Origin of the sequence: Bacillus sp. FSL W8-1141, assembly GCF_038593205.1 — a bacterium.
GTDB lineage: Bacteria > Bacillota > Bacilli > Bacillales > Bacillaceae > Bacillus > Bacillus altitudinis.
Genome location: NZ_CP151973.1, coordinates 404,016 through 418,084, shown reverse-complemented (window position 1 = coordinate 418,084; position 14,069 = coordinate 404,016). Strand labels below are relative to the sequence as shown.

Annotated in this window: 2 protein-coding genes; both read right to left on the bottom strand. The window is 45.4% G+C overall.

Annotated features, from left to right (window positions below; translation table 11 throughout):
* Nucleotides 1-2: 2 nt before the first annotated feature.
* Nucleotides 3-10,145: an amino acid adenylation domain-containing protein gene (locus tag NSQ52_RS02040; RefSeq protein WP_342473867.1), complete on the bottom strand. Its 10,143-nt coding sequence runs from the start codon at nt 10,143-10,145 to the stop codon at nt 3-5.
* A gap of 62 nt (nt 10,146-10,207) precedes the next feature.
* Complete coding sequence (locus NSQ52_RS02035) at nt 10,208-14,041, bottom strand: amino acid adenylation domain-containing protein (RefSeq protein WP_342473866.1); 3,834 nt, start codon at nt 14,039-14,041, stop codon at nt 10,208-10,210.
* Between the last annotated feature and the right edge of the window lie 28 nt (nt 14,042-14,069).

Sequence of the window (14,069 nt, the reverse complement as noted above, 5' to 3'; positions counted from 1 at the left end):
TCCTACATCCAATCCAAAATCTGAATCTTGCTTTCTTTCGTCCAAACGCCGACATCCCCTGTCGGATAAAGATATTCGTCTGTTTGATGTTTGAATGGATGCGGAATTTTATGCGCCTCCATCCAATCGGCTAGCTCTCCAAAAAGTGCTTTGATCTCTTTGGCACCGATAAAAATATCTCCAGGAAATCCAATCGGCATGAGCTGATGTTCTTCATTCAGGACATATATTTCCGTTTCATAGGCAGGATCATGTACGCCTGCATAAACTTCTTCTTGGTCTGGGTATAGCACGCTGACATGTGCGTTTTTCGCCCAATCACTGATCATCCGCTCTTTTTCCTCACTTGTCACAATGGTGAAGGAAGTTAGCGGCGTATCCACTTGTTCTGTCATGGCTTCAAGGGTGTGAATCAGCTGCTGCATCAGCGTTTGTATTTGCTTTTCTGTATATTGATTTAAGTTGTATGTGATCCGAAGCTCCAGCGTATCTCCCGGCACTGCGACAAGGGTTAAGTCATAATTTGTTTCTTCATGACTGGCGATGTCTAAAATGCGTACGCCATACGGCTCAATGGACTCAATCGGATAGTTTTCAAACACGACAATGCTGTGAAACAATGCCTCTCCATTTGGAATTTCCGTCATCTGCTGAATATCTGGCAATACGGTATACTCGTATTCTCTCATCTGAAAAACGGTTTCCTGTGTATAGGCGAGCAATCGCGCAATCGTCCAGTCCGAATGGATCGGTAGACGAAGCGGCAATGTGTTAATAAAGAGCCCTGTCATGCTTTCCACTTCTGGTAAGTCGGCTGGGCGGCCAGATACGGTCACCCCAAATATGACATCCTCTGCGCCCGAATGAAGGTGCAAAAGCAATCCCCACGCTGATTGAATCAGTGTGCTCATCGTGACCTTCTGCTTGCCAGTCATCTTCTCCAGCCTCTGCTGCATCTCTGGCGTCAGTTTGACGCTGGACTGCGCCATGCTTGCTTCTTGGTCTGAAGCATGTTCTTCGCCGTCTCCTGGAAGCGGTGTCGCTTCCTCTACGCCTGACATATAACGCTGCCAGAATTCTTGCGCCTTCTCTTGATCCTGCTTTTGCAGCCATTCGATAAAATCTTTATATGGACGGACTGTAGAAAGACTGATCTCTCGTTCATCCACAAGAGAGCGATACAGCGCAAAAGATTCCTGAATAAAACTGAACAAACTCCAGCCATCGATTAAAATGTGATGAAAACTAAAGACAAACGTGCATCTTTCCTCATCACAACGGAATAAAGCAATCCGAATCAGCGGTTCATCTATATGGTCTAAATTGAAATCCTTTGAACGATCAGATACTAAAAATTGTTCGATTGTCTCTTCTTGCTCCGCATCACTCAGGTGGCGCACATCGTGCTGAGTGAGGTGGATGCTTCCTTCTGATTGAATGAACTGAACAGGCTCCTTCAGCCCTTCCCAAGCGAATTTTGTTCTCAAAATCGAATGACGTTCTACAAGAAGGTTCCAAGCTTGTTCATAGGCATCACCGTTTGTTAAGCCTTGGAGCGTCATATGCACCTGACCAAAATAAGCTTGTGAGGCTTGATCTAGCAGTGCATGAAACAGCATTCCTTGCTGCATTGGAGACAGCGGATACACATCGACTACATTGTCTGGAAGTTCATCTATTTGCTTTTGCGTAAGCTGAACCATCGGAAAATCAGATGGTGTAAAGCCGCCGCTCGTTTCAACACAATGCGCCAAGATGATCTCCATTTTTTCTTTAAAACGTTCAGGTAACAACCGCACCTCTTGATCTTGCAGCAGTTCCCGATTGATCATAAAGTTCATCTGCAACTGACCATCTGTCACATATCCATACACATCGATCAAATGCTGTCTTTCTGCTTTCGGATCGTGAACATGTCCATTTCGTTCGTCTGCTATATAAAACTTGGCTTCGCCATCTGCCTGATCTAACTGACCGAGGTAATTGAAACTCATCTGCGGCGTTACCGTTTTGAGTAAACGAGATTCTGTCATGTATTGAAGCAAACCATAGCCGATTCCCTTTTGCGGCACAGCTCGTAAGGTTTCTTTGACGTCTTTGATTTGTCTTGCAACATCGGTTTGTATAAAAGGAATAAAAATAGGATAAGAGCTTGTAAACCAGCCGACTGTCCGTGACAAATCCATCTGTTCAAATAAATCCTCGCGTCCATGCCCTTCTAACGTGATGAGCATTGGCTTCCCAATGGCTTGCGTGAGTCCTGATAACAGTAAATCGTTAATCTCTGTTCGGTATGCTTGTGAGGCCTGTCTAAGTAACATATCTGTTTGTTCCTTTGTGAGCTGAACCGACAGGATCTCTGCATGTTCTTCTATATTAGAAAGCGCAGGCAGTTGGAAAGGAGAACCTTCTTCCTCTTGATCCTTGATTTTTTGCCAAAAAGAGGCCTGCGCTTGTAATTGATCTGTTTGTGCATATTCATATAAGGCATCTGCCCACTGCTTATAGGAGGCGGTTTTTTTCGCAAATATGATGTCCTGCCCCGTAGCAAGCTGTTTCAATCCATTTAGTATATCTTCTTGTATCATGCGCCATGATATGCCATCCATGACGAGATGGTGTGCAGCAATAAAGAGCTCAGACGTGTCTTCACCTGTATGAAAAAGAATCGCTTTGATCACTTCTCCGCGCTCTAATGACAATGTTCCTTGACAGGCACTTGTCTCCAAGCGGATTTGTTCCCGTGCTTCCTCCTGAGATACATCCGTCACATCAAAGAATGTGACACATGGTGTGACACCAGGCTCACGAATGGTTTGAATCCATGTGCCATCTGCCTCTTTTGTATAGATAGCTCTCAGCATATCGTGATGATCGACCAGTTTTGAAAGAACCTGTGTTAACTGTTCATGTGGAACAGATCGCTTCATTTCAATATGCGCCGATAGATTCCAATAATCTTGATTGGTCATCGATTGCTCAAAGAACCAAGATTGAATCGGGAGAAGACGAACCTCTCCTGTCACAGGTGATTGATCATAGACCTTAGAGACCTCTGACTTTCTCATCGCTTGTGCGAGTTGTGAGATGGTCTGTTTTTCAAATACATCTCTCGGCTGGATGACGTAGCCTTCCTGTGCTAAGCGTGCCACCATTTGTATGACAATAATGGAATCTCCGCCAAGCTCAAAGTAGTTATCATGGACGCCAATAGAAGGAACGCCTAGCAGCTGAGACCACACTTTTTCTAACACACGTTCTTCCTCAGTAGCTGCTTTGTCAATGGCTGCTTCTACTTCTTCTTGTCTCCACTCTGGCGGCGGAAGACGCTTTTGGTCTACCTTGCCATTTGGCGTGAGCGGTAATTCATCCAGCTCTATTAATAGGCTTGGTACCATATAATCTGGCAGAATGTCTTTTAAGTTATGGCGAATGTCTTGCGTGGTCATGCCGCCTTTTTGGACAAAATAACCGATCAATCGCTTATGACCACTCTCATGCTGATACGGGATAACGGCACATTCTTTGATGTCATCAAATGTCAGCATAGCGGCTTCAATTTCTCCGCATTCCACGCGGTGTCCACGAATTTTCACTTGATGATCGATTCTTCCAAGACAGTCAATGATGCCATTTGACAGCCAACGGCCCATATCGCCTGTTTTATATAAACGCGCTCCTTCTTGGAAAGGATGCGGGATAAATGATGATGCTGTTTTTTCTTCATCTCCAAGGTAACCAAGTGCTAGCCCTGTGCCGCCAACATAAATTTCGCCGATGACGCCTTGCGGAACTGGCTGCATTTGGTCATCTAATACATAAGCTTGTGAATAAGCAATAGGCTGTCCAATCGGGACCGTCGCCTGATCTTCTTCCAGTGCCCGAATGTGATGCACACAGGAGAATGTTGTATTCTCTGTTGGTCCATAACCATTTAAAAGCCCTTCAGGCAAATACGGTAGTGCTTTTCGGATATGAGCGGCTGATAAGGCATCTCCGCCGACCAATAATGCATGAAGTCCAGATAAAGCTTCTGGATGTTCTTCTGTTAAACGGTTGAACAGCGGCACAGTCAGGAACCCTGTTGTAATCTGATGAGTTTTTAGTGCTTCCGCTAATGTATCCATTGATAAAATGGTATTTCGATCCGTCAGTATGAGCCTTCCCCCGTTTAAAAGGGCACCCCATATTTCATACGTAAAAGCATCAAAAGAGAAGCTGGCGATTTGTAAAATGCGCGTTTGTTCATTAAGGGTGACATAGTCTGTTTCACACACAAGCCGGACGACCGCTTGATGCGGGATCAGTACTCCTTTTGGCTGTCCAGTTGACCCCGATGTGTAATTGATATAAGCAAGTCCATCAGGTCTTAGTGCAGCGGGCATGACCTCTGCTTCTGGTAAAAATTCTTCATACCCTTGATCAAGACAAATGAGTTCCGTTTGATGGATGGATACTTTTTTCAGCCATTCATTTTTTGTCAGTAAAAGCTGAATCCCTGTATCTCTCAGCATATAGTCAATGCGGGCATCTGGATATTCAGGATCAATTGGCACATAAGCCCCTCCTGCTTTCACAATGGCCAGCACCCCAAGAATCATTTCAGGCGATCTGTCGATGAGCAGTCCAACTGGTTCATGCGGCGTCACGCCTCGCTGCTGCAAATAGGCTGCTAGTCGATCGACTTTTTCATGTAACTCCTGGTACGTCCACTCATCTCCTTGGAATACGAGCGCCACTGCATGAGGTGTCTTTTTCACTTGCGCTTCAAATCGTTCCGTCATAAGCAGCGGACCTTTTGGTTGATCAGTCTTTCCGCTCCATTCATAGAGCAATTGATGCTTTTCTTTCTCTGGCAGGAAATTCACTTGTCTGATCGGCTGCGCTGGATTTTCACAAATGCTTTCAAGCAGGTGCTCGTAGTATGCGAGGAATCGCTCCATTGTGTCATCAGAAAATAAATCCGCATGATACTCCAGTTTTAACTGAAGGCCTTCAGCTCCTTCAAACACAAACAGGGAGAGATCAAATTTCGCTGTATCATTATCTTCAATGGTTAAAACCGACGTCGCCTCTCCCATTGGAGAAGCTTCAAGCGGTAGGTTTTGCAGAACAAACATGACCTGAAACAGCGGCTGCTTACTGGCATCACGCACAATATTCAATTCATCGACCACCATCTCAAACGGCACATCCTGATGTGCATAAGCACCGACAGTTGTCTCCTTCACTCGCTCTAATAATTCCGTAAAGGCTGGATTCCCGCTATGGTCGATCCGAAGCGCCAATGTATTCACGAAAAATCCGATTAAATGCTCCATTTCCGTTCGATTTCTCCCAGCAATGACCGAGCCAATGACAAACTCATCCTGTGAAGACAATCGATGTAAAAGCGTAGAGAAAGCCGACAGCAAGGTCATATACAGTGTGCTGTCTGTTTTCTTAGATAGCTCATCAATCTTTTCAGACAGTGACTTCGACAGTTGATATGTTTTCGTCTTCCCTTTGTAGGATTGAACGGCCGGCCGCGGATGATCATACGGCAATACCAAATCTTCAACAGGTGCCGCAAATTGCTCCTTCCAATAGGCAAGCTGCTTATGCAATGGCTCTCCTGTCAAATACTCCTTCTGCCACAGTGCGTAATCCGCATATTGAATAGGCAATGCCGGCAAGTGAGGCTCCCGCCCTTCGATCGCCGCTGTATACCACTCAGATAATTCTCTTGCAACAATGCCAATCGACCAGCCATCTGACACGATGTGGTGAATGGACATAAGCAAGATATGCTCTGCGGATGAAAGACGAATCAGCTTCACTCGAAAGAGCGCTCCGTGTTCTAATTGAAAAGGTGTGGATGCCTCTTCTTTCGCCCATTCAGCCGCTTTTTGTTCTTTCTCTTCCTGTGACGCTATGCCTGAAAGGTCCATCACCTCAAGCTCTGGCAGGGCCATCTGTTCATGAATGACCTGTACCGGTTCATCCCCGCTCATCGTAAAGGACGTTCTGAGCGATTCATGTCTTTCCACCATATGATGCAGACTTTCCTGAAGCACCTTGATATCTAAAGGCCCATTCATCCGAAACGAAATCGTATTATTGTAAAATGGCAGATCCGGCTCTAATTGATAGAGGAACCACTGTCTTTGCTGGGCATAAGACATCGGAATGTCCTGACCCTTCTCCATTTTTCTCATCGGAATCACTTCATCTGCTTTGGCATTTGAATCGATCCAGTCTGCTAATTCTCCGAGTCTCGTATGTTCAAACAACACAGCAAGCGGCACGTCAAACCCTGTTTTTTGCCTAACCGCAGACAGCATTTGCGTCGCCTTCAGCGAATGACCTCCTAGTAAAAAGAAATGATCGCCGCAGTTGACATCTGAGACACCGAGCAGCTCTGACCAAATGTGTGCGAGCAGTTTCTCCGTTTCTGTGTGAGGTGCTCTGTTGTCTGCATCCATTCCGCTTTCCTCTATTAATTCATGAAAATATGCCTCGTCTGGCGATCCATCTTCTGTTTCTTTCCAATATTCCTCAGGAAACAAATGTACGGCATATTCACCAGATAGACGGGACTGTAAACATGTATGAATCGATTGATAAAGCCGCTCCTCCGCCGCCTTTGTTTGATCCGTTTTGAAAAAGACGTAAAAGGTCTGCTCTGTTTGCATCTCCGCATCCCCATGGATCATCTCGTGAATCTCTTTCTTCGATCGATCCAATCCCGCATAAATGAGCGGAGCATCTGTCATCAGACATGCGAGCATCGTTTGGAAGCCTGCCTGCTTTGAAATTGGTAGATAACCTCTTTCTTTTAAAATGCCTTTTATCATGGAGCCTTCACTCATGCCAATCTCGTCCCACATGCTGAAACTAAAGCAATATGGCTTCACTGTAGATGTCAGCTTCTGATAATGAGCAAATTGTTCCACGAACTCATTGGCAGCGCAATAGGCGCCGACAGTCATACCGCCCTTTAGCGTTCGGGCTGACGAGCTGGAAAGAAATAAAACATTCCTGCGTTTGGAGGCAGCTTCATGAAGCGCAATCGTTCCATATACCTTCGCTTCGTACATGTCATTCAGAGACACAGATGTCATATCAGCAAGTAGTTCTTCTTGAATGATACCTGCGAAATGAATGATGCCATCCAGCCTTTGATTTCCAGCGACCTCATGTCTAGAGATGATCGCTTCCACCTCTTTTTCAGCCGTGATGTCTGCTTTCTCATACAGAACCTTGCCACCATGCACTTTTGCCTGCTTTTCTAGCAAAGACAATGTCTCTTGCTGGTCACTAGAAAGTGCCTTTCTCTCTTTCCTTCCAAGCAACACAAGATGTGCTTGATAAGATGTCAGTAGGTGTTCACTGACTAAACGTCCAATTCCGCCTAGCCCGCCTGTTATGACATAAAGCCCAGATGATTCAAATGGCGGCTCTTTCCTTTTCTGTTCCTTTTCCAAATGAAGAGGTGCTAAAAAGGGAATATAACGAACACCTTGACGATAAGCAGCGACATGACGGTCTTGGTCATGCGTGAGTTCTGCCATAATCGCCATTGCATGGGAATGACTAGATACCGATTCTGCTAGAGAAAAATCAAGACATTGCACCTTGATAAACGGCCATTCATGCTGAACTGCTGTCATCAGTCCGGCTGTCGTTGCTTTTTCTACATCGTGGATATGATCCTCCGGCACATTCATCGCATGGGCTGAGACAAAAGTGATGGCCACCTGCTCCTCATAGACGGAAATGGCTTTTGTTAAAAATAATGCACTCATGCTGCCCGTTTTCTGCGCTTGTTTCGCCTTGGCCACATAAAGCTTGTCTTCTTGGTTTGTATAGTTCCAAAGGTGAATGATGTGTTTCACCGAAACGCCATACGAACGGAGCGTCTCAAAGAGTTGTTCGTAGTCAGACGGCCGATTCGGGTGGATGATGAAGTGAGTGTGTGTGAGTTGTTTGAACGCTTGACCCGGTTCAACCGTAATGTATGTTTGTTCACTGTTTGCAAAAGATTTCAATTGATCTGCCAGTCCTAATGGATCTGCAAAGATCACAACGTCCCCTACGATCTGCTTGTCAGCTGCATCAAGTGGAGCAGGTATCCACTTCTTTTGATAACTCCAATCAGGCAAGGTATGTTCATTTTCAAGTCTCATGTCCATTTCCATGATCATTTCATCAAATTCGCCTTCTTGCCATCTTGTCTTGAGCTGTGCCCTTTCTATTTTTCCAGAGCTTGTTTTGGGAAATGCATGCTTCTGGACAGGAATGATGCGAGATGCAGACAAGCCCATTTTTGTTGCAATATGGGATTTGATGTGCTGACTTGCCCTCATAATATAAGTCGGCTCATACAGCTTCGGTGTAAAAAAGAGAATCAGTTCATCGGATGCAGAAGCCTCCATTCGGACGGAACAAGCAGCCACAAAGCTCGTTTCTACTCCCGGTACTTCCTCTGCTATGGCTTCAATTTCATAGTTGTGATAGTTTTTCCCGTTGATGATAATCATGTCTTTTTCTCTACCGGTTAGTGTCAGCCTTCCTTCGTGCAGGAAACCTAAATCACCCGTGTGAAACCAGCCATCCGCTTGAAATACTTCTTGATTCGCTTCGTCATTCCGGTAATAGCCCTTCATGGTGGTTGGACCTTTTATTTGCACACGGCCAATATGATCTTCTGGAAGAAGCTCATGCTGATGATTGACGATGCGTATCGTGATACCTGGAATCGGTTTGCCCAGCTCTGTAAAGCTGACGGTTCCTGTCTCACGTGCTTCTGCTGGTCTTAGCTGCTCTGTCAGCGATGTTTCCTCAAAGGTCAGAACCCCGCTGTTTTCATCTCCACGCTCAATCGCAAAGGAAAACACAACCGCTGATGAGATTTCAGACATGCCGAAAGCCGGTCTAATCACATCTCCCTTTAAGCCGTGCGGAGCAAGCAAGTTTAGAAATCGGTGGATGGTTTTTGGAACGACCGCCTCTGCCCCATTGATCATGCAGGCCATCGCCGACAGATCCCAAGACCCTGATGAAATCTCTTTCTCATAATCGTTGATCATCGCAAATGCAAAGTTAGGTGCCCACGTCTTCGTTGCACGGTAGCGGTCCATCCAGTCAAGCCACCGCAGCGGCTGAGCGATAAAGTCATCTGTTCTTGCCCGAATCTGCTCGCAGCCTGTGTACACATTGACAAGGTGGAACATCACGATGCCACCAATATGATCTAAAGGCATCCAGTCTAACGAGACATCCTCTTGTGTAAATTGATTCGCTACCACTGTTCCTTTGACGTTCGCCAGCACACTTCTATGGGAATGCTCTACACACTTTGGCATCCCTGTACTTCCAGACGTTAAGATAAAGAAGACGGAATCATCCGGCGCGGCAGGGTGAGCGGCTGTATCTCTTTCTAATGTCAGCATCGGCTCAACTGCTGCGACACGTAATTGGTCTGTATGCCACAGTAAGGCTAACCCTTGCACCTCCTCGATCAGTGAGTCATCTGTTAGGATGAGCGGATGCTCGAGCAGCTTCCAAGCATGATGAAGCTTCTTCACTGCAGCATTCATCTCCCGATAGGTTGGGGCAGCTGACACAAGCGTTGGAACAAATCCGCCTAATACACATGCCCAAAAGGCAGTGACCATGGCATGATTCGATGAGAATTGAAAGAAAACAGGATCGCCTGCCTTCAGCCCCAGTGCCCTTAAACCAGTCAGAACCCTCTCGGCGTCTCCTTGTAACTGCGCATAAGATTGTGTGAGTTCGTTCTTGCTATTCACGATATACGTAAGCCCATTTGTCGTTTTTGCAGCCTCTGTTAAGACTTCCTGTAAGGTCTGTGCGCCTTGTGTGACGTCGAGATCCCCTCCATAGGAAAGAGCGGGCGGCATGTCGACCAAAGCAGGTACAGCCGTTTGCGCCTGTATCGCTTCCGCTGCGGCCTCCTGCTCAATGTGCTTGTCGAGAAATAAATGAGAGAGGTGATACGGCCGCGGTCGAATGGTTTTTTCACGTGAAAAAACAGCGAAGCGTTCGATTTCGTTGGTTTGTAAAATGGTTGTCTTTAAATCTTGTAAAATCGCATCCATTGATTCATGTATACTCGTTTGGTTAATGGTTGATGGTTTCATATGAGTTCCTTTCCTTTTTTGTTAGGCAGGACTGCAAGGCTGCATCCTGCCTAATCTAAAGTTTACAAGACTCGTTCTCTATTTGTTTGATTGACAATATGTTTGATCAGCTTTGCATTTTGAGCTGCACATTCTTTATGTTTAAACATATCAGCATGCCGGCCATAGCCTTGGTATTGGGTAAAAGATCCGGTCGTTGCCTGTGTCCACTCTTCCATCCAGTCCGGGATCGCTATTTGTTCTTCAGATTGGATGAACGTAATATCTGCCTGTATTTTGCCTTGATTCACTCCCTTAACAAACGTTTCATAGTAGGCGCGCGTCTTTTGGGCAAGCGCTTCTTGAACGATCTCCCCTTGAGCAAGTTCGCTTTGTTTCGTTTGATGAACAATCGCTTCAATATCATCATCAATGGATCGCCCTTCTAAATCACTTTCTCCAATTTTCTTATAGGAATCGATCATGATGACCTTCTCGACTGTCCGTCCTCCTTGTTCAAGCGCTTGAACAAGCTCAAAGGCGAGGAAACACCCGCCTGAGTACCCCATCAACGTCAGCGGCCCTTTTGGCTGAAGGTGCTGAATATGCTGAACGTACTGCGCCATTCGGTTATTCGTTTCAATAAAATCAAAGGCGATCAACCGGACATCATCAAGCGTTTTTGCTGCTTCCTGATAGATAAAGCCGTAGCCTGGTAACGGCGGAAGAGCAAAGACTGTTGATGTTTGAGATTCATTGAATACAAGATAGCCAGCGGTTTCCCCGTCCTGATGCTGAATATAATGACTAAGCGCTTCAATCGTCGGGGTCTCAAACAACAAATGGATCGGCACCTGAACCTCAAACTCTTTTGATACTTTGGACAAAAGAGACATCGCTTTTAAAGAATGTCCGCCAAGCTCAAAGAAATGGTCATCTGTGCTAATATCTTCTCGTTCAAGTACTTCCCGCCACATCACCAACAGCTTTTGTTCCACTTCATTTGCGGGCAGTTTCACACGGCGGTTTCCTTGCGGTGCCTCTGGTTTTGGTAGCTGGCGTTTATCAACCTTCCCATTTGGCGTAAGTGGGAGGTTCTCCAGTTCAATCAGCTCATGAGGCAGCATATAAGCTGGAAGACGCTCTTTCAGCCTTGATTTGATATCATCGAGTTTGCCTTTCCATGCATCATCACACGTGATGTAGGCAAGCAGCCTTGTATGATTGGTTTCATCATGATCCGCTAGGAGTACAGCTTGTTTTACACCTGGGTGCATGAGAAGGTTGGCTTCAATTTCTGTCAGTTCAATACGGTGTCCTCGAATTTTTACCTGATCATCAACTCTGCCTGCATACTCAATCAGACCGTTTTCTCGAAAGTAAGCTAAATCCCCTGTGCGATACAGGCGCTCACCCGAAGCAAAAGGATGAGGAATAAACACTTGTTTTGTCAGATCAGGACGATTCAAATATCCTTTTGCCAGTCCTTTGCCGCTCAGACAAAGCTCTCCAACCATTCCAATCGGCTGAAGCTGCCTGTGCTCACTCAATATATAAGCGCCCGTCTGGTTGAGCGGCTTCCCAATTGGAATAGAATGTGCCTCTAAAGGGATCGCTTCATCTATCGGATAATATGTGGCAAAAACCGTTGATTCGGTTGGTCCGTATACATTCAACAATCTGCCTTTTCCCATCACATCAAAGGCTTTTCTCACATGCTGAACCGATGCCCTCTCTCCCCCAAACAGCACCTTACGCACACCGCGCATCCAGTCTGTTCCTTCATCAACGAGAAGATGGAATAAAGCGGTTGGAACAAACATGACAGAAATATGCTCTCCTTTTATCAGCTCAGTGAGCTTCCCCATATCTAAAATGGTTTCTTTTTGCGGCAGGACAAGCTTTGCTCCGTTTAAAAGCGCACCATATACATCAAATGTAAAGCCATCAAATACGCTATTTGATAACGACAGCAATGTATCTGTTTCTAAAATGGTTAAATAATTCGTATTTTTGACCACCCGGGCAATATTGGAATGGGTCGTCATGATGCCTTTCGGCTGTCCGGTTGTTCCTGATGTATACATGATGTATGCCGTATCATCTAAACCAGCTTCAAGTGGCAGATTCTCTGAGCTCATCAGTAAAATTTCTTGATCATCTGCAAAAAGATACGTGCCATCAAATGCGAGTGACCTCGTCTGACTGATAAAGGATGAATGAGTCAGAAGATGCGTCGCTCCACTGTCTTTCAGCATATATTGGATACGGCTTTCTGGATAATCTGGATCAATCGGCACATAGGTGGCACCTGCTTTTAAGACAGCGAGTAAGCTGACAATGAGTTCAGGTGTCCTTTCTGCTAAAATGGCGGTCACCGTTTGATGTTCGACCCCATTTTTTTGCAAATGCCTTGCCAGTCGATTGGCTTGTTCGTTCAGCTCCGCATATGTCATCGTGTGATCACCTGCTGATAATGCCACTGCATTCGGCTGTTTTCGGACATTATGTTCAAACCACTTTGTCAAATAAAGCTGATCATGCTCCAGCTCAGGTGCATTCCATTCCTCTAACATTCGCTGCTTTTCCTGCTTTGTCACAAGTGTCAGTGTATGAACTGACTGATCTGGATGTTTGATGGTCCCTCTGATCAAAAGGGTCAGCTGATCCTTTAATTTATGGACAAATGCAGGATCAAATGCACGCTGATTAAAGGCCAGCTTCAGCTGCAATTGTTCCCCAGGTGATGCAAGTAAATTGAGATCATAGTTCGATTTTTCATAGACATTCATGTCTTCTACTGTAAAGCCAAGCAGTGACTCCTGCTCGTCTTTCTTTGCAGCAGGGACATTCTCAAACACCACAATATGATCAATGAGCTGCTGCTGACCTGCCTTAGCCTGAATATCATAAATCGGGATATATTGGTGCGGTTCAGCCGCTAAAGACTGCTGCTGCGTCTCTGATAATAGAGAACGGAACGTCATTTGGTCTGTCAGCTGAATTCGTCTTGGAATGACATTGATGAACAATCCCACCATCCGGTCTACACCAGCCAAATCTGCCGGACGTCCTGACACAACCGTTCCAAACAACACATCGTTTGAGCGCTGATACCTGCTTAGTAAGATAGACCAAACCGATTGAAGCGCACTGCTTAACGTGGCATTCTGCTGCAAGGCTAACTCTGATAAAGCAGCTGTTTCTTCTTTACTCATGGCCCATTCGATTTCGCCTAATTCATGCTCATTTGTTTGCTTTCGCTGTTCTTTAAAAGTCGATTGCCCCTCAAAGCCAGCCAAAGATTGCGTCCAATATTCAAGTGAGGCTTGTTTATCTTGTTTTTCCAGCCATTGAATATATTCTTTATATGGCTTGACTGGCTCCAGCCTGTAAGGGATGTCATGCAAAAGTGCATGATAAATCGCAAACAATTCCTGCACAACTAGACCAAAACACCAGCCATCTAGAAGGATATGGTGATAGCTCCATATCCAGCGATAGCTTGAAGGACCCGTTTGAAAAACAGAGGCCCGCATGAGCAGATCCTTCGAGAGATCAAATCCTCTCAGCTGATCCTTTTGTTTAAAACGATCGATACGTTCAAGCTGTTCACTTTCAGAAAGATCCTGTATGTCCACAATATCAAGCTGGAAAGGTCGATTCTTTAATACAACTTGGACAGGACGCTTCACTTTTTCGTGGAGGAATACGGTACGAAAAATATCGTACCGTTCCACGATGATATTCATGCTTTTCTCAAGCAGATCAGACCGAAGTGTCCCCTTCACGTTCATATCCATTTGTTCTACATAAAAGCCTTTTTCTTGATGATGGAGGGTATGAAACAGCATTCCTTCTTGCATCGGTGACAGATAGTACATATCTTGAACTTGATCCCTTTTAAATTGACTCATCTATTTCATTCCTCCTTTCCTTTTTCAT